The organism is Microlunatus antarcticus, assembly GCF_014193425.1.
Lineage (GTDB): Bacteria > Actinomycetota > Actinomycetes > Propionibacteriales > Propionibacteriaceae > Microlunatus > Microlunatus antarcticus.
This window is the reverse complement of sequence record NZ_JACHZG010000001.1, coordinates 3,646,475-3,669,775: the sequence shown is the minus strand read 5'-3', so window position 1 is coordinate 3,669,775 and position 23,301 is coordinate 3,646,475. Positions and strand designations below refer to the sequence as shown.

At 72.3% G+C, this 23,301-nt stretch carries 20 protein-coding genes; 17 read left to right on the top strand and 3 right to left on the bottom strand.

Annotated features, from left to right (window positions below):
* The first annotated feature begins 18 nt into the window (after window positions 1-18).
* Window positions 19-459 carry a hypothetical protein gene (locus FHX39_RS17230; protein ID WP_183340425.1) on the top strand — a complete coding sequence of 147 codons (441 nt, stop codon included), beginning with the start codon at window positions 19-21 and terminating at the stop codon, window positions 457-459.
* A complete protein-coding gene (locus FHX39_RS17225) occupies window positions 456-896 on the top strand; it encodes a VOC family protein (RefSeq protein ID WP_183340423.1) in 441 nt (146 codons plus the stop codon). Before FHX39_RS17230 ends, FHX39_RS17225 begins: the two co-directional genes overlap by 4 nt.
* Before the next feature lie 23 nt (window positions 897-919).
* Here FHX39_RS17225 and FHX39_RS17220 read toward each other — a convergent pair whose 3' ends face one another.
* The gene (locus FHX39_RS17220) at window positions 920-1,072 is read right to left on the bottom strand and encodes a hypothetical protein (RefSeq protein ID WP_183340421.1); all 153 of its coding nucleotides are present in this window, start codon (window positions 1,070-1,072) and stop codon (window positions 920-922) included.
* Window positions 1,073-1,223: 151 nt separating this feature from the next.
* Between FHX39_RS17220 and FHX39_RS17215 the strand changes: the two genes are divergently transcribed.
* On the top strand, window positions 1,224-1,526 hold the full coding sequence (locus FHX39_RS17215) for a hypothetical protein (RefSeq protein WP_183340419.1): 303 nt from the start codon (window positions 1,224-1,226) through the stop codon (window positions 1,524-1,526).
* 4 nt (window positions 1,527-1,530) lie between these two features.
* On the opposite strand, the gene FHX39_RS17210 is transcribed toward FHX39_RS17215, so the two are convergent.
* The gene (locus FHX39_RS17210; RefSeq protein ID WP_183340417.1) at window positions 1,531-2,718 is read right to left on the bottom strand and encodes a GNAT family N-acetyltransferase; all 1,188 of its coding nucleotides are present in this window, start codon (window positions 2,716-2,718) and stop codon (window positions 1,531-1,533) included.
* Between the two features lie 26 nt (window positions 2,719-2,744).
* On the opposite strand from FHX39_RS17210, the gene ispF reads away from it, so the two are divergent.
* The 9 genes from ispF to mshB all read left to right on the top strand — a co-directional run bounded on the left by ispF (window position 2,745) and on the right by mshB (window position 14,945).
* Entirely contained in the window at window positions 2,745-3,248 is a 504-nt protein-coding gene (gene ispF / locus FHX39_RS17205; protein ID WP_183340415.1) for a 2-C-methyl-D-erythritol 2,4-cyclodiphosphate synthase, read from the top strand.
* A 12-nt stretch (window positions 3,249-3,260) separates the two neighbouring features.
* Window positions 3,261-4,937 (top strand): malate synthase A, encoded by a 1,677-nt coding sequence (aceB, locus tag FHX39_RS17200; protein ID WP_183340413.1) that lies wholly within the window; start codon window positions 3,261-3,263, stop codon window positions 4,935-4,937.
* On the top strand, window positions 4,934-7,432 hold the full coding sequence (gene pepN / locus FHX39_RS17195) for an aminopeptidase N (RefSeq protein WP_183340411.1): 2,499 nt from the start codon (window positions 4,934-4,936) through the stop codon (window positions 7,430-7,432). The genes aceB and pepN overlap by 4 nt, the downstream gene beginning before the upstream one ends.
* A gap of 252 nt (window positions 7,433-7,684) precedes the next feature.
* The gene (locus tag FHX39_RS17190; RefSeq protein WP_183340410.1) at window positions 7,685-9,475 is read left to right on the top strand and encodes an ABC transporter substrate-binding protein; all 1,791 of its coding nucleotides are present in this window, start codon (window positions 7,685-7,687) and stop codon (window positions 9,473-9,475) included.
* 141 nt (window positions 9,476-9,616) lie between these two features.
* The gene (locus tag FHX39_RS17185; RefSeq protein WP_183340408.1) at window positions 9,617-10,684 is read left to right on the top strand and encodes an ABC transporter ATP-binding protein; all 1,068 of its coding nucleotides are present in this window, start codon (window positions 9,617-9,619) and stop codon (window positions 10,682-10,684) included.
* A complete protein-coding gene (locus FHX39_RS17180) occupies window positions 10,681-11,844 on the top strand; it encodes an ABC transporter ATP-binding protein (RefSeq protein ID WP_332836900.1) in 1,164 nt (387 codons plus the stop codon). The genes FHX39_RS17185 and FHX39_RS17180 overlap by 4 nt, the downstream gene beginning before the upstream one ends.
* Window positions 11,841-12,851 carry an ABC transporter permease gene (locus FHX39_RS17175; protein ID WP_183340406.1) on the top strand — a complete coding sequence of 337 codons (1,011 nt, stop codon included), beginning with the start codon at window positions 11,841-11,843 and terminating at the stop codon, window positions 12,849-12,851. The genes FHX39_RS17180 and FHX39_RS17175 overlap by 4 nt, the downstream gene beginning before the upstream one ends.
* Before the next feature lie 16 nt (window positions 12,852-12,867).
* Window positions 12,868-13,827, top strand: a complete 960-nt coding sequence (locus tag FHX39_RS17170) for an ABC transporter permease (protein WP_183340404.1) — start codon at window positions 12,868-12,870, stop codon at window positions 13,825-13,827.
* Between the two features lie 188 nt (window positions 13,828-14,015).
* On the top strand, window positions 14,016-14,945 hold the full coding sequence (gene mshB, locus FHX39_RS17165) for an N-acetyl-1-D-myo-inositol-2-amino-2-deoxy-alpha-D-glucopyranoside deacetylase (protein ID WP_332836899.1): 930 nt from the start codon (window positions 14,016-14,018) through the stop codon (window positions 14,943-14,945).
* Window positions 14,946-14,979: 34 nt separating this feature from the next.
* Here mshB and FHX39_RS17160 read toward each other — a convergent pair whose 3' ends face one another.
* Entirely contained in the window at window positions 14,980-15,993 is a 1,014-nt protein-coding gene (locus FHX39_RS17160) for a GNAT family N-acetyltransferase (RefSeq protein WP_183340403.1), read from the bottom strand.
* 150 nt (window positions 15,994-16,143) lie between these two features.
* Between FHX39_RS17160 and fdxA the strand changes: the two genes are divergently transcribed.
* The 5 genes from fdxA to FHX39_RS17135 all read left to right on the top strand — a co-directional run bounded on the left by fdxA (window position 16,144) and on the right by FHX39_RS17135 (window position 23,298).
* Window positions 16,144-16,470 (top strand): ferredoxin, encoded by a 327-nt coding sequence (fdxA, locus tag FHX39_RS17155; protein ID WP_183340400.1) that lies wholly within the window; start codon window positions 16,144-16,146, stop codon window positions 16,468-16,470.
* Window positions 16,471-17,589, top strand: a complete 1,119-nt coding sequence (gene dapC / locus FHX39_RS17150) for a succinyldiaminopimelate transaminase (RefSeq protein WP_183340398.1) — start codon at window positions 16,471-16,473, stop codon at window positions 17,587-17,589. It abuts the gene before it with no gap.
* A 91-nt stretch (window positions 17,590-17,680) separates the two neighbouring features.
* Entirely contained in the window at window positions 17,681-19,498 is a 1,818-nt protein-coding gene (locus FHX39_RS17145) for a TolB family protein (protein ID WP_183340396.1), read from the top strand.
* Window positions 19,499-19,645: 147 nt separating this feature from the next.
* Window positions 19,646-21,481: a TolB-like translocation protein gene (locus FHX39_RS17140; RefSeq protein ID WP_183340394.1), complete on the top strand. Its 1,836-nt coding sequence runs from the start codon at window positions 19,646-19,648 to the stop codon at window positions 21,479-21,481.
* A gap of 8 nt (window positions 21,482-21,489) precedes the next feature.
* Window positions 21,490-23,298 carry a TolB-like translocation protein gene (locus FHX39_RS17135; RefSeq protein WP_183340393.1) on the top strand — a complete coding sequence of 603 codons (1,809 nt, stop codon included), beginning with the start codon at window positions 21,490-21,492 and terminating at the stop codon, window positions 23,296-23,298.
* Window positions 23,299-23,301 lie beyond the last annotated feature (3 nt).

Sequence of the window (23,301 nt, the reverse complement as noted above, 5' to 3'; positions counted from 1 at the left end):
CACGTAGAGGAGTACAAGGTGTCCCTGGAGTCCGAGGCCCTGTTCCGAGGCCAGGTCTACCGCGTGACCGGCCAGCCGGTCGTCGCGAACCTGGAGTCGAACGCCAGCACGGCGCGCGAGCTCCACCTCGCCGGCTGCCGCACGCTGCGGAAGTACCCGGCGGACGCGCCCGCCCTCGTCCCGCTGACCGACGCCGAGGTGGATGCGGCCTGGATCCGCGCGATCGACGAGGACACGTCCACCGAGACCCTCGCGACCGAGTGGCCGTTCAGCGCCGAGACCGGGTGGTGCCCGATCTGCCTCGTCAAGGTCGTGCCGAGGACCAGCGACGGCGGCTACAAGCATCCCGCTGCCCGCTCGCCGAAGTGGCGTCCGGGAGTCCCGCTGGCCTGCCGGTTCCCCACGGCGCACGGCTCGTACTGCGGGTGCAGCGACGTCTCGACCGACGTCAGGTCGTGACCGACCCGATCGTCAGCCCGCTGGGGTACTCGCACGTCCGTCTGACGGTGACCGACATCCACCGGAGCAAGGCGTTCTACAGCCGGCTCTTCGGGATGCCGCCCGGTCGCGACTTCAGCGACCAGGTCGACGACCCGACCGTCCGGACGGACCCGTGGCGGACGTACGGGGGCTGCTCCTTCACCTTTCACGGGCAGACGCTCGGCCTGCGCCCGGTGGCGTCGCCGGGGGACACCTTCGACCCCGACCGCGTCGGGCTCGACCACCTCAGCCTGCGGGTCGGGTCGGTCGACGAGCTGCACGCCGCCGCCGAGCGGCTGACGGAGGCCGGTATCCCGCACGGGGACGTGACCGACCTGCCCCCGTTCGGGCTCGTGATCCTGTCGCTGCAGGACCCGGACGGCATCAACTTGGAGCTCGCCGCCCCGCGCCCCTGACCCTCAGCACGGCTGGTGCGGGACTACTTCTTCTTGCCCTTCTTCGCCTTGGCGCCCTTCTTGCCCAGCTCGGCCTGGGCGGCGGAGGACTTCCGCGGGTTCTTCTTGCCCTCCTCGGCCGCCTTCGCGTTCGCCTTCTTGGCGGTGTCGCTGCCCTTGCCCTTCTTGTCGGCCACGTCGGCCTCCCTTCGTCACTGCCCTTTACCCGGTCGCCGCCGCTGCGGCGGTTCAGACCCCAGGAACGTCGACGAGACGCGTGCTCGTGGCACCGTGGATCGCGCGGGCGTCTGCCCGCGCATCGTCGCCATCCGAGGTGGAAGACCGCCCATGACCGAAGCGCTTGAAGTCACCGTCCTCCGACCGGCCCCCGGCCTGACCACCGCCGACTTCGTGGCGGCGAACGCCGACATCGACGAGTACCTGAGGCGCCAGCCGGGCTTCGAGTGGCGACGGATCACCGAGACCGAGGACGGGACGGTCGTCGACATCGTCGCGTACGAGTCGAGGGAGCTCGCCCTGGCGGGCGCCGCAGGGATCAGCGGCGAGATGGCGGGGTCAGCCGTGCACGCGGCGATCGACCACGCGACCGTCGAGTGGCGCGTCGTCGACGTCACCCACGTCGTCCGCTGAGGGCTCAGAAGTAGTCGAGGACCCCGCGCACGCGGCCGGCGACGAGGGCGTCCCAGTCCGCGTCCTGTCCGGGGTCGCCGCCCGTGAGCAGGCCGAGCGTGCGCAGGTCGCGGCAGGGCGCCGCGCCGGTCACCAGCAGCGCCAGGGCACGTGGGTCGAGCGTCCGGTCGTCGACCGCGGGGGCGCGGAAGCAGCGGACCGACCCGCCCTCGGCGACCACGGCGTAGCTGCCGTCGACCGTGCCCAGGACGTCGTCGGTGACGGTGAAGCCGGACCGCAGCGCGAGGCCCGGCGCGCAACGAGCCCCGGTGAACGCCGCCTCGACGTCCAGGACCTTGAGCATGTAGAGGTTCTCGTGCCGAGGGGTCCAGTCCGCGGTCGGGATCATCAGCCGCAGCAGGTCGTCGCCGGTGGTCCGCAGCCGCACCGTCGCCGCGACGCTGGCAAAGCTCCCGAGCATGCGGAGCAGAGCCGCGTACGCGTCGCCCCGGACGGCCACCAGGTCGCGCACGAGGAGGTCGGGCTCCCCGACCTTCCCCGAGCCCCGCACCCACGACGCGTAGCCGAGGGGGTTCCCGGCCGCGTCCGAAGCGAGGGTGGTGCCGGTGGTGGCGCCCACGAGCTCCGCGTCGGTCGCGGGGAAGGAGACGCCCGTCCGGGTCAGCGGCCCGTCCAGCCCGGACGCCCAGCCGGCGTAGAGCGCGCGGAGCCGCTCGACGTCCTCGGCCCCGGCCCGTCGCAGCTCCACCACGGGGGCCGGCGGGAGCGCGCTGAGCGCGGAGCTGGGCACGTCGACCCAGCGCATCGTGGCGACGGTCTCGTAGCCCGCGCGGCGGTAGATCCGCGGCGCGGTGGGGAAGAGGGTCGACACGACGGCACCGCGGTCGCGGGCGCCCTCGAGCATCGCCCTCAGCAGCGGTCCGAGCACTCCGGCGCCGCGGGCCTCGGCCGCGACGGTGACGTCGGCGACCCCGGCGAGGGGCAGCACCCGCCCGCCGAACCAGGCGTCGTACTCCCGGTCCGCGGCCTGCGCGACGAGCCGGCCCTCACGGAACACGCCCCACCCGCGCCAGCCCGGCTGCTCCGCCTCGGGCGGCTCGGGGTCGCCCGACGGCACGCCGAACGCCTCCCACCCGAGGCGTTGCGACGCCGTGGCGTCCTCCGGTCCCAGCCGACGCACCTCTTCGCTCACCGGCCCATCCTCCCTACGCTGACCCCGTGGACGACCACCGCATCGGCATCGGGTGGGACATCCACCGCCTCGTGACGGGCCGTCGGCTCGTGCTCGGCGGCGTCGAGGTCCCCGCGCCGGCCGGCTTCGACACCCACTCCGACGGGGACGTGCTGAGCCACGCGGTCGTCGACGCCCTGGCCGGGGCCATGGCGGACGGCGACCTCGGAGTGCACTTCCCCGAGGACGACCCAGACGCCGAGGAGGCGCGCAGCCTCGACTTCGTGGTCGCGTACGCGGCCCGGACCCGGGAGCGGGGCTTCGAGGTCGGCTCGCTCGACAGCTTCGTCGTGCTGGGGACCGTACGGCTCCGGCCGCACGTCGACGCGATGCGGACGAACCTCGCCGGTGCGCTCGGGGTGCCGATCGACCGCGTCTCGGTCAAGGCCCGGTCGGCGGACGGGCTCGGGCCCGAGGGCCGGGGCGAGGCGGCCAGCGCGTCGGTCAGCCTGCTGCTGCGTCCCGTCGTCGGTCGGCCCGAGGGCGGTTGACAGACTGACGCCATGACGAGCTCCGAGACCGGGACCGACCCCGCGCCCGCCCTGCAGGTCCACGGCGAGCTGCTGCCGCGCTTCGAGGAGATCCTGACCCCGGAAGCCCTCGGCTTCGTCGCCACGCTCGCGGAACGCTTCGGCAGCCGTCGCGACGAGCTGCTCCAGGCCCGCGTGGATCGCTACGCCGCCGGACGCCCGGGCGACCACCTCGCCTTCCGCGAGGACACCGCGGCGGTCCGTGACGACCCCGCGTGGCGCGTCGCCCCGCCGGCGCCGGGGCTCGAGGACCGGCGTGCGGAGATGACCGGCCCGACCACGCGCAAGATGGTGGTCAACGCCCTCAACTCGGGCGCGCGGGCCTGGATGGCCGACTTCGAGGACGCCACCGCGCCGACCTGGTTCAACGTCGTCGACGGCCAGCTGAACCTCTACGACGCCATCCGTGGCCAGGTCGACTTCACCGACGAGCGCGGCAAGCGCTACGAGGTCGGCGCCGAGACCCCGACGATCATGGTCCGCCCCCGCGGCTGGCACCTCGACGAGGCGCACCTGACGCTTCGACAGGCTCAGGGAACGGAACGGGCCGTCCCCGGCTCGCTGGTCGACTTCGGCCTCTACCTCTTCCACAACGCGGCCGCCCTGATCGCGAAGGGCGCGGGGCCGTACTTCTACCTCCCCAAGCTGGAGAGCCACCTCGAGGCGCGGCTGTGGAACGACGTCTTCACCGCGGCACAGGAGCTCCTGGGGATCCCGTACGGCACCATCCGCGCCACCTGCCTGATCGAGACCACCCCGGCGGCCTTCGAGATGGAGGAGATCCTCTACGAGCTGCGCGACCACTCGTCCGGGCTCAACGCCGGGCGCTGGGACTACATCTTCTCGATGATCAAGAACTTCGCCGAGGACGCCGACCACGTGCTGCCGGACCGGTCGCAGGTCACCATGACCAGCCCGTTCATGGCCGCGTACGCGGACCTGCTCGTGAAGACCTGCCACGCCCGCGGCGCGCACGCGATCGGCGGCATGGCGGCCTTCGTCCCGAGCCGCAGCAACCCCGACGCGACCACGGCGGCGCTGGCGAAGACGACGGCGGACAAGTCCCGGGAGGCCGGACTCGGCTTCGACGGTTCCTGGGTCGCGCACCCGGCGCTCGTGCAGACCTGCCTGGACGCGTTCGTCGCCGTCCTCGGCGACCGGCCGAACCAGCTCGAGCGTCAGCGTCCGGGCGTCTCGGTGACCCGCAAGGACCTCGTTGACGTCTCGACCACGGGGGGCGAGGTCACGGTCGACGGGCTGCGGACCAACGTCCGGATCAGCCTCGAGTACCTCTCCGCCTGGGTCGGGGGCGCCGGGGCGGTCGCGATCGACAACCTGATGGAGGACGCGGCCACCGTCGAGATCTCCCGGATGCAGGTCTGGCACTGGCTGCACCACCGCGTGCGCACCGCCGACGGGACCGTCGTCACCGAGGAGCTCGTCCGCCGGATCCTGGCCGAGGTCGTCGACACCCTGGCCGCGGACGCCGACGAGCCCGCCCGCGGACGGCTGGACGCCGCCCGGGAGGTGTTCGAGCAGACCTGCCTGGTCGAGGAGTGGCCGCAGTTCTTCACCGGCTACGCCTACGGGCACTTCTTGGTCGAGCAGAGCTTGATCGAGCAGGGTCTGGCCGAGCAGGGCCGCGCGTGAGCGCCGGTGCCGACGGTCGCGCGAGCCTCACCCGCGTCGAGGCCGAGGTCCGCGCCGCGGTCGTGCGGGTGGACGACGTCGAGGTCACGCTCGACCTGACCGACCCGGCCCTGGCGACCTTCACCTCGCGCACCGTGATCCGGTTCGGCAGCAGCGTGGACTCGACGTTCGTCGACTTCGCCGGCGAGGAGCTGGTGTCGGTGGTCCTCAACGGGACGCCGGTCGACCCCACGACCTGGCGGCGCGCCCGGATCCCGTTGCACGGGCTGGAGACCGAGAACGTGCTCGAGGTCGAGGGGGTGATGGCCTACTCCAGCGACGGGGAGGGCCTGCACCGCCACGTCGACCCGGCGGACGGGCGCACGTACCTCTACGCGATGTCGTTCCTGGACGCGGCGCCGCGCTGGTTCGCCTGCTTCGACCAGCCCGACCTCAAGGCCCGCCACACCTTCGTGATCAGCGCGCCGGAGGACTGGACCGTCCTCGGCAACGGCCCCGCGGTCGTGGAGGAGCCGGGCCGCTGGCGGATCGCTCCGCCCCACCCGCTCTCGACCTACTTCACGACCCTGGTGGCGGGGCCGTACGCCTCGGTCCGGGGCGAGCACGACGGCATCCCGCTCGGCCTCCACATCCGCGAGTCGCTGCGCGCCGAGCTCGAGGCGGAGGCGCCCGACATGCTGGCCGTCACCGCCGCGTCCTTCGACTACTTCCACGAGCTCTTCGGCGTCCGCTACCCCTTCGGGGAGTACCACCAGGCCTTCGTCCCCGACTTCAACGCCGGCGCCATGGAGAACCCGGGGTGCGTGACGTTCCGCGATGCGTACGTGCCGCGCGGGCGCGTCACCCGCACCGAGCGCGGCGGGCGTGCGGGGACGATCGCGCACGAGATGGCCCACCAGTGGTTCGGCGACCTCGTGACCATGCGCTGGTGGGACGACCTCTGGCTCAACGAGTCCTTCGCCGAGTACCTCGCGCACCGCTGCGTCAGCGACGCGACCGACTACGCGCTGTGGCCCGAGTTCGGGATCATCCGCAAGGACTGGGGCTCGGTCGCCGACCAGTCGCCGTCGACGCACCCGGTGGCCGGGAACGCGGCGCCGGACGCCGCCGCGGCGCTGCAGAACTTCGACGGCATCTCCTACGCCAAGGGCGCCTCGGTGCTCCGCCAGCTCGCCGCGCACGTCGGCGACGAGGTGTTCCTGAACGGCCTGCGCGACTACATCGGGCGGCACGCGTACGGCAACGCGACGTTCGCGGACCTGCTCGAGGCCTGGACCCGGGCCGGCGCGCATGACCTCCCGGCGTGGGCGGGTGCCTGGCTCAGCACGACCGGGATGGACACCCTCGACGTCGAGCACGACGACGCCGGGGTCCGGGTCGTGGCCTCCGCGCCGGCGGGGGAGCCCTTCGACGGGCTCAGGGAACGTCGTCCGCACACGGTCCAGGTCGGCCTGGTCGACGAGACCGGCGCGCTGACCGTGCTCGACCCGGTCGACGTCGGGGCGGAGCCCTCGGTGGTGGTCCCGGTCGCCGCCCCGGCCGTGCTCGTGACGCCCGACGCGACCGACCTCGCCTGGGCCAAGCTGCGCTTCGGGCCGGACGGCTGGCGGCGCGTGCTGACCGCCCTGCCCGGGCTCGCCGACGACACGGCCGCCGTGCCCGTCTGGAACGCGGTGCGCGACGCCGTCCGGGACGCGTCGCTCGACCCCGCGTACGCGCTGGAGATCGTCGAGGCGGCCCTGCCGTCCGCGCCCGCGGACATCGTCGTGTTCTCGGTGCTCGGCTTCGCGCTCGACCAGCTCGCCGGCGCGTACGCCCCCGTGGCCGAGCGCGCGGACCGCGCGGCCCGGGTCCGTCGGGTGGCCTGGTCGGTTGTGGACGCGGCCGGCCCGGGGACGGACCGGCAGCTGGTCGCCTTCCGTCAGGCGGTCCGTGCCGAGCCCGACGCCGACCGGCTGCGGGCCTGGTACGCCGGGCGCGACCTGCCCGCGGGCGTCGACATGGACGCCGAGCTCGTCTGGTCGGTCGTCGAGCGGTGGAGTGCGCTGCAGACCGGGAACGACCTCCTCGAGGACGCCCTGGCCCGGGACCCCTCCGCCTCCGGGAGGGTGCACGCCGCCAGGGCGCGGGCCCGACGACCCGATCCGGCGGCCAAGGAGGCGGCGTGGCGCCTGCTCGTCGCTCCCTCGTCGCTGGGCGCGTACGAGCTCTACGCGACCGGCGAGGGCTTCTGGGACGCGGGTCAGAGCGAGCTGACGGCCCCGTACGTCGCGCGCTACTTCGCCGAGATCGGGGGGACGGCCGCGTTCCGGGAGGGCTGGGCGCTCGGCCAGGTCGCGACGCAGGCCTTCCCGCGGACGGCGGCGACGCCCGACGCGCTGGTCGCGGCGGACACGGCGCTCGCCGGCGAGCTGGCGGCGCAGGTCCGGCGGGCTGTGACCGACGGCACCGACAAGCTCCGCCGGGCCGTCGAATCTCTTCGGCGCTGGACCTAATCCGCTCGCCGGTTCGGGCGCATCTGGCCTGGTCAGGCGGCAGTTCGGCGAAGGTGCGCCACGCCAAGCGGATAGCCGGGAAAAGCAACCGCAGGAGGTCACAATCATGTTGCTTATCGGCGCGCTGTGTGTCGCTGGCTTGTGCAGGACTTGTCCGCTGGCCTACAAAGGGTGAGTTCGTGCGCGGGGAGTCTCGACGTGCCTTCGCGCTGATCGCGTCGATCGACGCAGATTTTCCTGAGGAGGAAGTAGATGCGAGCAAGAACTCGCTTGCTGGCGGGCGCTGCGGTGACCTCGCTGGCGCTCTTGGCCAGCGCGTGCGGCGGCGGCAACGGCGCAACCACGCCCGGCACGTCCAACAACGCCGGGACGCCCGTCAAGGGCGGCGTCCTGAACATGCTCGGCGTCGGTGACGTCGACTACATGGACCCGAACGTCTCGTACTACTCGGGCGGCTACACGATCCTGCGCCTGTGGAACCGGCAGCTGTTCACGTACCCGGCCGAGGCCGACAAGACCACGACCTCGGCGCCCGACCTGGCCGACGGTCCGGTCTCGACGAGCGCGGACGGCCTCACGGTCACCGTCAAGCTCCGTGACGGCGCGCAGTGGAACACCACCCCGGCGCGTGCGGTCGTGGCGGCCGACGAGATCACCGGTGTCAAGCGCACCTGCAACCCGGTGCAGCCCTTCGGCGGCATCCCGGACTTCAACGACCTGATCGTCGGCTACGCCGACTTCTGCTCGGGGTTCGCCAAGGTCAAGCCGACCGTGGCGGCCATGAAGGAGTACGTCCAGAAGACCGACCTGCCCGGCGTGACGGCTCCCGACGACAAGACGATCGTCTTCAAGCTGACCCACCCGGCGTCGTACTTCCAGGACATGCTGACGCTGCCGGCCCTGAGCCCCGCGCCCGTCGAGTGGCTCGACGCCACGCCGGGCACCGAGTTCGGCAACGACCTCAAGAACCTGATCTCGAACGGTCCGTACTACATCGACGAGTACACGCCGACCAAGACGATCGACCTCAAGCGGAACCCCGCCTGGACCGAGGCGAGCGACCCGATCCGGAAGGCGTACGTCGACCAGGTCAAGGTCACCGAGACCGGGACGCAGGAGAGCATCCAGCAGCAGCTGGAGACGGCGACCGACTCGGCCGACATGGCGTTCGACACCTTCCCGCCGGCCACGCAGGTCCCCGGCCTGGTGGCGCGCAAGGACCCGAACCTCAACATCGGTCCGGGCTCCTCGTCGAACCCGTACCTGGTCTACAACACGGTGTCCGCGAGCAACAACGGTGCGCTCAAGGACGTGGCGTTCCGCCAGGCCCTGTCGACCGGTATCAACCGCGCCAACCTGATCCAGGTGCTCGGCGGGCCGAACCTCAACACGACGCTCACCAACGTGCTCCCGGCCGACATCGTCGGTGGCGAGCAGGGCTTCGACCCCTACCCGTACGACCAGGCCAAGGCGAAGCAGATGATCACGGCCTCCGGTCACGAGGGCGCCACGGTCAAGATCCTCTACCGCAACGCGTCGCAGGGCTCGACCAAGGTGTTCCAGAGCGTGCAGCAGCAGCTGACCGAGCTGGGCCTCAAGGTGGAGGGCGTCGCGGCGCCGAACGCGGACTTCTACACCAAGTACCTGCAGCAGCCGTCGGTGGCCAAGCGGGGCGTGTGGGACATCGCGATCGCGGGCTGGGGTGCTGACTGGTACGGCAACGCCGCCCTGTCGTTCTTCGCCCCGCTGTGGAGCGGGGAGCCGTCGTTCCCGCCGATCGGCAGTAACTACGGCTTCTACGCCAACGACAAGACCAACGCGCTGATCAAGCAGGCCACCGAGGCCAAGACCCAGGACGAGGCGGCGGCCCTGTGGGCGCAGGCCGACCAGCAGGTCATGGCCGACGCGGCGTTCTTCCCGATCACCAACCCGAACACGGCGAACTACAAGGCGACGCAGGTCAACAACGCCGTGTACCTGCCGGCGCTCCAGCAGTTCGACCCGGCCAACGTGTGGCTGTCGTCGGGCAAGCAGGGCGGCTAGTCCTCACCGAGCACCAGATCGACCACCGCTCCCGTCCGGGTCCCCGGGCGGGAGCGGTGCGGTGAGTAGGTTCGCAGGGCCTGACCGCAAGACCAGCACGACCGGCACGGACAGATCGACCGACGGGACGGAGAAGGAGCTATGGCGCTGCTCGAGGTGGAGGACCTCCACGTCTCGTTCAACACCGCGGACGGGGTGGTCAAGGCCGTACGCGGTCTGACGTTCTCGGTCGACAAGGGGCAGACGGTCGGCATCGTCGGCGAGTCCGGCTCCGGCAAGAGCGTGTCGACCCAGACGATCATGGGCCTCACCGCCGGGGCCCGGGTGAGCGGCGAGGCCCGCTTCGAGGGCCGTGACCTGCTGACCATGAACGACCGCGACCTGCGGGCGGTGCGCGGGGCGAAGGTCGGGATGATCTTCCAGGACCCGCTGTCGAGCCTCCACCCGTACTACAAGGTCGGCTGGCAGATCGTCGAGATGGTCCAGGCGCACACGAACGTGTCGAAGGCCGCGGCCAAGAATCGCGCCATCGACCTCCTCCGGCTGGTGGGCATCCCCAAGCCGGAGGCCCGCGTCGACGAGTACCCGCACCAGTTCTCCGGCGGCATGCGCCAGCGCGCGATGATCGCGATGGCGATGGCCCTCAACCCGATCCTGCTCATCGCCGACGAGCCCACCACGGCGCTCGACGTCACCGTGCAGGCCCAGGTGCTCGAGGTCATGGGCCGCCTGCAGGCCGAGTTCGGCACGGCGATCGTCATGATCACCCACGACATGGGCGTGATCGCCGACGTCGCGGACGACGTGGTCGTGATGTATGCGGGCACGGCGATGGAGAAGGCCGAGCGGCGCGAGCTCTTCTACCACAACCACCACCCGTACACCGAGGGCCTGCTGGCCTCGATCCCGCACCCGGGTGACGACCGGCACAAGCGGCTGCTGCCGATCCACGGCACCCCGCCGAGCCTGATCCAGCTGCCGACCGGCTGCCCCTTCAACCCGCGCTGCCCGTACGCCTTCGACCGGTGCCGCACCGAGACGCCGCCGCTGGCGAGCGTGCACGGCCGGCCCGACCACCTCTCCGCCTGCTGGCTCTCCTCCGACGAGTCGGAGCGCCAGGCCGAGCGCGAGCGGGTCCAGGCGGTGCTCGCCGAGCAGACCGAGATCAGCGAGGACGTCGCCCGGAACCTCGCGGGGGTGACCGCGTGAGCACCGTGGCGGCGGCGCCGGACCGCACCACCGGTGGCTCGTCCGACGTCCTGCTCCGCGTCGAGAACGTGGTCAAGGAGTTCCCGGTCGCGTCGAACAAGCTCTTCGGCGGCAGCAAGGAGGCCGTGCACGCGGTCGACGGCGTCAGCTTCGAGCTGCGCAAGGGCGAGACGCTGGGGCTGGTGGGGGAGACGGGCTGTGGCAAGTCCACCCTGGCCCGCTGCATCACCCGGCTCTACTCGATCACCGACGGCACCGTGAACTTCAACGGCCGCGACATCAGCAAGCTCGAGGGCAACCAGCTGCGCGAGGTGCGCCGCGAGGTCCAGATGATCTTCCAGGACCCGTACGGCTCCCTCAACCCGCGCCGCCGCGTCGGCTCGATCATCTCCGACCCGTTCGTCATCCACGGCACGCTCGACGGCGCAGCCCGCAAGAAGCGCGTGCAGGAGCTGATGGAGCTCGTGGGCCTCAACCCCGAGCACTACAACCGCTTCCCGAACGAGTTCTCCGGCGGCCAGCGGCAGCGCATCGGCGTCGCCCGGGCCCTGGCCCTGCAGCCCAAGCTCATCGTCTGCGACGAGCCGGTCTCCGCCCTCGACGTGTCGATCCAGGCGCAGATCATCAACCTGCTGGCCGACCTGCAGGCCGAGCTGGGCCTGACCTACCTCTTCATCGCCCACGACCTCTCGGTCGTGCAGCACGTCAGCGACCGCGTCGCCGTCATGTACCTCGGCAAGATCGCCGAGCTCGCCGACGTCGACGACCTCTACGGCCACCCGAGGCACCCGTACAGCAACGCGCTGCTCTCCGCCGTCCCGGTCGCCGACCCGAACGCGGCGTCGAAGCGCGAGCGGATCGTGCTCATCGGCGACGTCCCGTCCCCGATCAACCCGCCGTCGGGCTGCCACTTCCACACCCGGTGCCCGAAGGCGCAGGAGCTGTGCGTGGCGCAGGACCCGGCGCTCGAGACCAAGTTCGCCGACGCGGCGAGCCACGTGACGGCCTGCCACTTCCCGGTCGCCGACGGGGAGGACCTGACCAAGGCCGAGGCGACGATCGAGCAGGAGGACGCCGCGGACGTCGAGGTCGGGGCGGTGCTCGCCGGCCTCGTCGACGCCCCCGGCTTCAGCAGCCCCGTACGGGAGGAGGAGCGATGAGCGAGGAAACCCTCCGGACGACGGAGGCCGCCGAGGGCCGGCTGGCCGAGTCGGTCGACCGCGGTGCGGTGGCGCTGGACGGGCGGGGCGGCGCAGAAGAGGGCCCCACCCGTATCCAGGGTCGCAGCCCCTGGCAGCTGGCCTGGGAACGTCTGCGTCGCGACAAGATCGCCATGGTCTCGCTCGCGTTCATCGTGCTGATCGTCCTGTTCGCGGTGTTCGCCCCGCTGATAGCGGTGCTCACCGGACACGGGGCCAATCAGCAGTTCAACGACGTCGGGCTCACCCCGGACGGTTTGCCGAGGCCCCCGAGCGGCACGTTCTGGTTCGGCACCGACGACCTGGGGCGCGACATCCTCGTCCGGTGCGCCTACGGGGCGCGGATCTCGTTGCTCGTGGGCGTGGTCGCCACCGCCTTCACCATCGCGGTCGGAGTGGTGCTCGGTCTGATCGCCGGGTACTACGGCAAGATCGCGGACACGATCATCTCGCGGATCATCGACGTCGTCCTGGCGTTCCCGTTCCTGCTCTTCGCCATCGCGCTGGTGTCGATCATCGGGGCGAGCCTGGGTGTCACGATCTTCGTGATCGCGATGTTCAGCTGGGCGTCGGTCGCCCGCATCGTCCGCGGCCAGGTGCTGTCCATCCGCGAGCGGGAGTACATCGAGGCCGCGCGGTCCCTGGGGGCCGGCAGCACCCGGATCATGTTCGTCGATGCGCTGCCCAACGTGCTGGCGCCGATCATCGTCTACGCGACGCTGCTGATCCCGTCGGTGATCGTCACCGAGGCCACGCTGTCCTTCCTGGGCCTCGGTGTCCCGGCCCCGACGGCGACGTGGGGCAACATGATCTCCGAGGCGCAGGCCGGCGGTCTCTACCAGATCGCGCCCTGGTTCCTGGCCTTCCCCAGCCTGCTGCTGCTCCTGCTCACCCTCGCCTTCAACCTGCTCGGCGACGGTGTCCGCGATGCCTTCGACCCGCGGGGCGACCGCATGCTGCAGAAGTAAAGGGAGGAGAAGACCCATGGCCCGCTTCCTCGTCCGCCGCGTTCTGCTCGGCGTTCTCGTTCTTTTTCTGGTTGTCACGCTCGTGTTCGCGTTGTTCTACGTCTACCCCTCGGACGTCGCACGGAACCTCGCCGGACGCCAGGCGACGCCGGAGACGATCGCGCTGATCAAGGCCCGGCTCGGGCTCGACCAGCCGATCTACGTCCAGTACGGCCGCTACATCGTGAACCTGCTGCACGGCAACCTCGGCTACGACTACTACCACAGCGTCCCGGTGACCCAGATCATCGCAACAGCCCTGCCCAAGACGCTCTCGATCGCGCTCGGCGCCTCGGTGATCTGGCTGGTGCTCGGCGTCCTGAACGGGGTGGTGTCCGCCGTCCGGCCGCGTTCCGTGGCGGACCGGACGCTGACGGTGTTCTCGCTGTTCTTCTACTCGCTGCCGACCTTCGTCCTCGGTCTCACGCTGCTGTACTTCTTCTACTTCAAGCTCACGCTGGCGGGCATCACGTTCTTCCCGCCCGGCGGCTACGTCGCCCTCGCCGACGACCCGTTCACCTGGTTCCGGTCGCTGATCCTGCCCTGGCTGACGCTGGCGCTCGTCCAGGCGGCGCTCTACACACGGCTCACGCGCGGCTCGTTGCTCGACGTGCTGGGCGAGGACTACATCCGGACGGCGCGGTCCAAGGGCCTCGGCGAGCGGCGCGTGGTCTACCGTCACGGCCTCCGCAGCGCGCTCACGCCGATCGTCACCCAGTTCGGCATCGACCTCGGTGTCCTGGTCGGCGGCGTCGTGGTGACCGAGTCGGTCTTCGGCATCGACGGGATGGGCTACGAGGCCGTCCGGGCGATCAACGACCAGAACTCCCCGGTGATCATCGGCGTCGTGATCGTCGCCGCCGGCGCGGTCGTCGTCGCGAACATCGTCGTCGACATGCTCTACGCCGTCCTCGACCCCCGCGTCCGCCTCAACTAGCGCCATACGGGCTCCGCCCCTGTCACTCGAGTCACAGGTCTTTCACGTTCACGTGAAAAACTGCCGCCGACCACAGCAGATACGCCGTGGTCAGCGGCAGTTTCTCGTGGTCAGCAGGTGGACCCGGTCCAGGTTCGTGGCGCTCGTGCTGTCGCCCGCGTACGCCGTGCCCGCCTAAGGTGTCCGGCGTGATTCCTCCGCACGACCGCCGCCTGATGCTCGTCCACGCCCACCCCGACGACGAGACGATCGGCAACGGCGTCACGATGGCCCGCACCGTCGCCGACGGCGGCCGCGTCACCCTCGTCACCTGCACCCTGGGCGAGGAGGGCGAGGTGCTGATCCCCGAGCTCGTCCACCTCGACGCCGAGCACGAGGACGCCCTCGCGCCGCAGCGGCTGAAGGAGCTGACCGAGGCGATGAGTCACCTCGGCGTGACCGACTTCGTCCGGCTCGGCGGCGACGGCCGCTTCCGCGACTCCGGGATGGCGTACGACGACCAGGGCCGCGCGATCGCCCGCGACGTGCTGCGCGACGGGATCTTCTGGACCGCCGACCTGCTCGAGGCCTCGAACGAGGTCGTCGCGCTGATCCGCGACCGTCGGCCGCAGGTGCTGGTCGCGTACAACGAGATAGGCGGCTACGGCCACCCTGACCACGTGCAGGCGCACCGCGTCGCCATGTACGGGTACCTCCTCGCCGGCGTGCCCGGCTACCGCCCCGACCTGGGTGAGCCGTGGACCGTCGCCCGCGTCCTGTGGAGCACCATGAGCGCCTCCCGGATGAGCGCGATGATCAAGCAGCTGCGCGAGGCGGGGGACACCGAGACGTTCGCGGGCTGGGACGACGCCGGCGACCTGCCGATGGTGTCGTCCGACGCCGACATCGCGGCCGTGGTCGACGGGACCGCGTACGTCGCGCAGAAGCTCGACGCCATGCGCGCCCACGCCACCCAGATCCGCCCGGACGGGACGTTCTTCGCCGGCGGCAAGATGTCGGTCGACAGCATGTGGTCGCACGAGTTCTACCGTTTCGCCGCGGGGACCCCGTTCCCGGCCAAGCCCGACGGCGCCGACGGCGGCGTGTGGGCCGACGACCTGTTCGCCGGTCTGGGCTGATCCCGACTCCCCGGGGCCGACTCGGTCGGCGGGGTCAGGGCGCGAGGTAGTGGTAGCGGTGGTGGTGCACGAAGCCCAGCGCCGCGTACGCCCCGTGCGCGGGTCCGTTCGCGGTCTCGACCTGCAGGTAGCACCAGCGGGCGCCGCGCCGGGCCGCCCAGCCCGCGAGAGCCAGCACCACCGCGGTGCCCAACCCCTGGCGCCGGTGCTCGGGCCGCGTCCAGACCCCGGCGACGCCGAGCCAGCCCCCGGACAGGTGCCCACGCGCGACGGCGACCACCTCGCCGTCCACCTCGACCCGCGCGAACGCCCGGGGCCGCCGACCGTCGAGCAGCCGCGTCACCACCGCGGGGTCGACGTCGCTGCTGCGGTAGGCGTCGAACGCCGCCCGCCACGCGTCGGTGAGCTCCTCGTCCACGCCGACGCGCGGGTCGGCCGGTCGGTCGCCGAGGAGGTCGGCGAGCCGGGTCGCGAGGACGTCGGTCGCGACGTACGTCTCCGCCCACCCGGCCGCCCGCAGGGCCGCGTCCTCGTCGGAGCCGGTGACGACCTGGGCCATCGGCGCGATGCCGTGCGCCGCCGCGTACGCCTCGATCGCCGCGGCCGCCTCGGGCACGGGGAGGCCGGGGTCGCCCACGGCGAGGCAGGAGTTGGCCCGTCCGGTGAAGCCGGAGGCCGCACGCAGCGTCCAGTCGCCGAGGGGCTCGAGCTCGACGGCCCAGGCCTCGACCCCGAGCCGCTCGAGCACGTCGGGAGGCGTCCGGCCGACGTCCGGCCCCCCGCGGGCTGCGGGCGCACGACGGGCGACGACCACGTCGGTCAGGGGGACGCGCCACCTCGGCGCCTCGTCCCCGGCCACCGCGGGGTCGACCGCACCGTCCACGACCGCGACCTCCTCGCCGGCCCCGTCGGACCCGTCGTTCCGGTCGATCCCGACCAGCCAGCCGACCAGGTCTGAGGCCGAGCCGTCGGTCTGCCGGACGCGGAGCACCCAGCGTTCTCCGGGCCCGGCCGTCCGCAGGCCCTCGGTGCCGTTCGCAGGCTGCATGGCGAGTCTCACCCTCCCGCTGGCTGACCGGTCCCGCCCCGTCGGGCGGTCAGGCGCGATACTAGGAGCCAGAACCTGCCAGCAACGCCCCTGCCCGACGCCGACCCGATGACCGGGTCGACGGGCACCGCCTCATCGAGGAGCCTTTTCGTGACGTACGTCATCGCCCAGCCCTGCGTCGACCTCAAGGACCGCGCCTGCGTCGAGGAGTGCCCGGTCGACTGCATCTACGAGGGCAAGCGGATGCTCTACATCCACCCCGACGAGTGCGTCGACTGCGGTGCCTGCGAGCCGGTCTGCCCCGTCGAGGCGATCTTCTACGAGGACGACACGCCCGAGGAGTGGAAGGGCTACTACGACGCGAACGTCCAGTTCTTCTCCGAGATCGGCTCGCCGGGCGGCGCCGCCAAGATGGGCGTCATCGACGCCGACCACCCGCTCGTCGCCGCCCTCCCGCCGCAGGAGCACGCCGAGTAGATGAGCTCGACCACCTCAGCGCGTCGCGGCCTCGGCGCGGGGCTGCCGGACTTCCCCTGGGACACGCTCGCCACCGCGCGGGCGACGGCGTTCGCGTACCCGGGCGGGGTCGTCGACCTCTCCATCGGGACCCCGGTCGACCCGACGCCCGAGGTGGCGCAGCGGGCGCTGTCCGCCGGCGCCGACAGCCCGGGCTACCCGCTCACCTCCGGCACGCCGGCGCTGCGGCAGGCCTTCTCGGACTACCTCGACCGGCGGTGGGGCGCCACCGTGCTCCCCGAGGCGACGCTGCCGCTGATCGGGAGCAAGGAGCTGGTCGCCTGGCTCCCGACGCTGCTCGGGCTGGGTCCCGACGACGTCGTCGTCTACCCGGAGGCCGCCTACCCGACGTACGAAGCCGGCGTGCAGGTCTCCGGCGCGCGCGGCGTGGCCTGCGACGACCTGACCCGGCTCGACGCCGAGGGCGTCCGCCCGGCGCTGGTCTGGCTCAACTCGCCCTCCAATCCGACGGGCGAGGTGCTCGCGCCGTCGGTGCTCGCGGAACGCGTCGCCTGGGCCCGCGCGCACGGCGCCATCGTGGCGTCGGACGAGTGCTACGGCGAGTTCGGCTGGGAGGCCGACCCCGTCTCGGTGCTCCACCCGGACGTCGCGGGGGACAGCCACGACGGTCTGCTCGCCCTGTTCTCGCTCTCCAAGCGGTCCAACCTGGCCGGCTACCGCGCCGGCTTCGTGGCCGGGGACCCAGCGCTGGTCGGTGAGCTGCTCGAGGTCCGCAAGCACCTGGGGATGCTCGTGCCGCGGCCCGTGCAGGACGTCATGGTCGCCGTGCTCGCCGACACCGCGCACGTCGAGGTGCAGCGCGAGCGGTACGCCGACCGCCGGGCCCGGCTGCGGCCGGCGCTCGAGGCCGCCGGGTTCCGGATCGACCACTCCGAGGCCGGCCTCTACCTCTGGGCCACGCGCGGTGAGGACAGCCGGACAACGCTCGCCTGGCTCGCCGAACGGGGCATCCTCGTCGCCCCCGGCGACTTCTACGGGGCGGCGGCACGCCAGCACGTGCGGTTCGCGCTCACCGCGACCGACGAGCGCGTCGACGCCGCGGTGCACCGGCTGACCTGAGTCGGGCTCGGCCCGTTGACGGCGGGTCCGGGCGGGCGCAGGATGAACCGACTACGTAGCCCGGCGTGGTTCTTCTCCTGGGACGGCTGCCGTGACCCGATGGCTGCGTTGGATGCTCGCGTGGGCCGCGGCCCTCCTGCTGTGCGGCGCGGGGGCGGTCCTCGCTCCAGTCCCCGATGCTCGGGCCGACACGCCTTCGGCCGGGCTGGGTCGCGTGATCGCCGACCTCGGGGTCGTCGTCCCGGCCGAGGGGAAGTCGGGCTTCAGCTTCGACGGTCGCTACTACGGCTACCTCGTACGTCTCCCCGACGGCGGGTGCGCCGTCCACGTGTACGACCTGCAGGCGCGGGCGCAGGTCCCCCTGACGCACACGCTGGACGCGTGCTTCCTCCCCCGTTGGGCCGCGCACGCCGACACCTTGTGGTGGCAGGTGGGCATCGCTCGCCCCGACCTCACGGCCTGGGCGTGGGACGCCGCTTCCGCGCAGGTGTCCCAGCTGGCAACCGACGCCCAGGTGCAGGTCGCACTGAACCTGTCTGCCGACGGCCGCTACCTGGCCTTCGCCGGCAGCTCGGACAGCCACCCTTCCCCCGTCGCGGGTGACTACGGCCTGAACTGGTACGTGTTCGACCGGACGACCGGGGTCAGCCTGCCGCTGTCGCACGCCGGCCTCTCCGTCACGTTCCGGTCGTGGGCGCCGGTAGGACATCACTTCGTGGCCTCGACGCACGTCCCCGCCAGCAGCGGGTTCGGGTCCTGCTTCGGTTCGGGAAGCTCCTGCGGCGCCGTGAGCCCCGACTCCCACGGCTGGTCGTGGTCCGGCGACGGGACGGCCCTGCTGGGCGGTGCGGGGACGGTGGCCTTCAGCGTGGTGTACGACTACACCGACGACGCGCTGACCCCGATACCCCGGGGGACGGGCAACATCTCGTACGCCTACTTCCTCGGCTCCACCGCCGACCGGCTGCTCGCCCAGACGAAGGTGGGCGGCGTGCTGTGGGACCGCCGGACCGGCAGCCTCCACACGATCGCGTCCACGGAGCCCCCTCGCCCGTCCCCGGACGGGAGGTTCGTCCTCTACCAGGACACGGCGCCGGACGCCTACCGCTCCTACGACGTCACGACCGGCCGGTCGCAACCGGCCACGTTCCGCAGCTCGCACGACCAGCGCCTCAGCGGCAACGCCTGGACCGCCGACAGCGCCTCCTACCTCGCGACGGGGCCGGGCGGGTGCTCCTCGCTGCGGCAGTGGTCGCCGATCACCAACACGGTGAGCCTGTACGGCCCGCCGGGGCTCCAGAGCTGTTACCTCGCCTTGGCACCGGAGCTCGGTCCCTCCTCCTCGTCCTCGGGCCGGTTCAAGAACGTCTACGTGACGCACCCCCACCAGCTGAGCCTGGGCGACCCCTACCTCGTCGACCTGCGGCGGCACGTCCTGGTACCGATGACCGGCGAGCCGCTCGAGTGGGCGCCCGCCGGGCCGGACGTGCTCGCGGTCCGCACGGACGACACGGGGACCTCCGAGCGGGTGCTGCTCGTCGACCCGACCCCGGTGCCCGACGTCGACGACCAGCCGCGCTGGAGCGCGGCGACCCCGGCGAACGGGTCGACCTTCCGCGTGGTGCCCGGTCAACGAGCACAGCTGCAGATCGGCGCCTCCGATCTGCAGGGGACCCCGGTGAACCTGTACTTCCGCTGGCGCACGGCCGCGGGCGTGCCGGTGAGGTCGGCGGCGGTGGGCTGGACCTGCGACCGGCAGCGGCTCGCCGCCGGTGCCACGCAGGCAAGGTGCACCTACGCGCCGACCTCGCCCCGCACCGAGGTGCGCGACGTGGACGTGTGGGCCGTCAACTACTTGACAGGTGCGCAGAGCGACACCCGCAGCTACCGGGTCGAGGTCGGGACGTAGCCGACCGGAGCCGGGCGTTCTGCTGGCCGTCCGACTCCCACGGGAGTGACAGACCAGCCCGACCCGTTGACGGCCCTCCGGCCTGAGAGCACGATGAGAGCACCGCGTCCCCGCGCGCGTCCAGACTCTCCCCGAGGACGACCGACCATGACGAGATGGTGGCGCTGGACGGTGGCCCTGGTGCTCTGCGGCCCGGCGGTGTGGCTCGGCCTCACCCCGACCGCGGCGGCCGCCCCGGCCCCGGAGGTGGGTGTCGGCCGGGTCGTCGCCGACCTGGGCCTAGCGGTGGCCGACGGGCGCCCGGGCTTCAGCCCCGGCGGTGGGTACTACGCCTATCTCGCTCACGCCGGTGACCGCTGCGACCTCCGGCTGTACGACGTGGCCGGGCACCGGCCGGTGGACCTGCAGCACGCCCGGGTCGTCTGCGACGCGGCCCTGCCCCGCTGGGCGGACGCTGCCGACACGATCTCCTGGCAGGTGAACGCAGCCGCCGGGGACATCACCGTGTACGCGTGGGACGCGGGCACGGGCCAGGTGACCGTCCTGGCCCCCGACGCCCACGTGTTCGGCCGGTCCGCCTACGAGATCGCCCCCGCGCTCTCCGCGGACGGACAGCTCCTGGCCTTCACCGGACGCTCGGACAGCCGTCCGGCCCCGCCCGTCGACCGAGCGCGGACCGCCGGCTACGTCTACGACCGCAGGACCGGGGTCAGCCTCCCGCTGTCCAGGACCGACGTGCACGTCGACTTCCAGACGTGGGCGCCGAAGGGGCAGAACTTCACGGCCCGCGCGGGTGGCTGGAACTGGGACACCGGCACTGGAGCATGCTTCGGCTCGGGGACCTCGTGCCGGGTCGTGCCGGACCTGTACATCGACTTCGGGGCGCAGTGGTCCCGGGACGGCGTGGCGGTGATCGCGAACCCCGGGCCGGGGCAGGTGTACGACTTCAGCACGGGGACGTTCGACGCGCTGCCGGCCGAGGCGGGCCGGCCCGCTTACATGCTGTTCCTCGGCCGCGACTCCCGGCGGGTGCTCGGCTACAAAGACGGCGGTGGCGGGCTCCTCTGGGACCGCAGGACCGACCAGGTCACCCAGATCACGTCGGTCAACGCCCCGCACGCCTCGAAGGACGGGCGCTGGGTGCTGTTCCAGAGCGCGGCGGCGCAGACCTACCGCTATCTGGACGTGTCCAACGGCGCGGTCGCGACGGCCACCTACCGCGACACGAGCAACCGCTTCGTGCGAGGTGGCGCGTGGGTGGACGACAGCACGGCCTACGTGGGCGTCGGGCCCGGCGGGTGCTCGTCGCTGCGGCAGTGGTCGCCGGCGACCAACACGGTCAGCCTGTTCGGCCCGCCCCCTCCGCGCGGCTGCTACTCGGGGCCGGGCGACGAGGGCTCCGGACGCAACTCCTCGGCGTCGGGCCGCTTCACCGGCGCCGCGATCTGCTACCCCTTCGGCCGGGGGTGCGAGTCGTACCTCGTCGACCTGCGCCGCCACGTCCTGCTGGGACCCCTCGTCCTCGGGCAGGGCTCGCAGTGGGCTCCCGTGGGGTCCGACCTGCTCGTCGCCCGGCAGAGCCTCGGCTTCGACACCGCGCGGGTGCTGCTCGTCGACCCCACCCCGACGCCGGACGTGGACGACAAGCCGCGGTGGAGCGTGGCGACGCCGGCGAGCGGATCACGGGTCGAGGCGACTGTGGGGGAGCAGGTGACCCTGCAGCCGGGGGCATGGGACCTGCAGGGCACCCCCGTCAACCTGTACTTCCGCTGGCGCGACGCGAACGGCGTCCCGATCGCGTCGGCGCCGAAGGGCTGGTCGTGCGAGCGGCGGCGGCTGGCCGGGGGAGGGACGGTGGCGGACTGCACGTTCGCGCCCCCGAGAGACCCCACGGCGACCCGTTTCGTCGACGTGTGGTCGGTCAACTACGTGACGGGCGCGCAGAGCGACACCCGCAGCTACCGCGTCGGCGTCAGGACCTAGGAGCAGAGATGACACGACGACGGCGCTGGACCCTGGCCCTGCTGCTGTGCGGCGTCGGGGCCGGGATCCTGCCGGTGCCCGCGGCCGTGGCCGCCCCGGCCGTGGACGCGGGGGTCGGTTCGGTCGTCGCCGACCTCGGGACCGTCCCGTACGGCACCACCCGGCCGGGGTTCAGCGTCGACGGGGCCTACTACGCCTCGCTCGTCGTGTCGGGAGACCGGTGCGACGTGCACGTCTACGACCTCGCGAGGAAGGTGCAGGTCGGCCTGACCCACGCGCACGTCGCGTGCGGTTCCGGGGTCCGCTGGGCGGCGGACGCCGACACCCTGGTCTGGTCGGTCAACGCCGCCGGCGGCGACGTGACCGTCTACGCGTGGGACGCCGACCCCGGGCAGGTCACGGTGCTGGCCCCGGACGCTCACGTCTACACGGTGACCGGCGTGTCGGGCGACGGGCGGTACCTGTCCTTCACCGGTCGTTCCGACGCGCACCCGGCCCCCGCGGTGGACGCCCCGCGCGAGGCCGGCTTCGTCTACGACCGGGCCGGCGGCGTCAGCCTGCCGCTCTCGGGTCCCGACCGGCACGTCCAGCTCCTCGAGTGGGCTCCGAGGGACCACCGCTTCACCGGGTGGACCGGCGGCCGGACCTCGTACGACCAGAAGACCGGGTCCTGCTTCGGCACGGGCACCGCGTGCGACGTCCTCGACCCCCACGTCTTCTTCGGCGACGACTGGTCCCGCGACGGCACGGCGGTGGTCGGCGAGGACGTGCTCGGGGGCGGGTCGAACGTGATGCTGGTCCACGACTTCACCGACGGCTCGTCCACCGCCTTCCCGACCCGCGCGGGGTACGTCGACTTCGCGCGGTTCGTCGGCCCCGGAGCCGACAAGGTGCTGGGCAACCTCCGCCGAGGCACGGCCCTGTGGGACCGCACCCGCGGCACGGTGGTCCGGACCTCGGACGGCAGCGCGGTCGCGTCCCCGACCGGGCAGTACCTGCTCGTCGGCGACGACCGCCCGGACGCCTACCGGTACCGCGACCTGAGCAGCGGCGCGTCGGCTCCCGCCACGTACCGCGGTACCGGCGGCTACTGGACCCGGGACGGGTCCTCGTACGTCGGGGCGGGCCCGGGCGGCTGCTCGTCGCTGCGGCAGTGGTCTCCGGCCACGAACACGGTGAGCCTCTTCGGCCCGCCGGGACTGTCGACCTGCTACCGCGTCTACGCCTCCTCCGATCCCGGCCACGTCTCCTCGGCGTCGGGCCGCTTCGCGATCGTCCAGAAGGAACCCACCGGCGGGACCCTCCAGCCGTTCGTCGCCGACCTGCGTCGGCACACCCTGGCCGGACCCCTGACCGGGTGGGTCGACTCCTTCGCCCCGGCCGGCGCCGACGTGCTCCCGGTCCACCAACGGCTCGACGCGGGCACCGAGCGGCTGCTGCTCGTCGACCTGACCCCCGTGCCCGACGTGGACGACAAGCCACGCTGGAGCGCGGCGACGCCGGCGACGGGCGCGTCGGTCGAGGTCGCGGTGGGCGGGCAGGTCCGCGTCCAGCTCGGTGCCTCGGACCTCCAGCAGACCCCGGTGAACCTCTCCTTCCGCTGGCGGACGGACGACGGCACGCCGGTGGCCTCGGCCCCGAAGGGCTGGTCGTGCGAACGGCGCCGGCTCGCGGCGGGCGCGACGGTGGCGGACTGCACGTTCGCGCCGCCGAAGGACTTCACGGCGGTGCGCTACCTCGACGTCAGCGCGACGAACGTCGCGACCGGCGCGCAGAGCGACACCCGCAGCTACCGGGTGGGGGTGGGCCCGACGTGATCC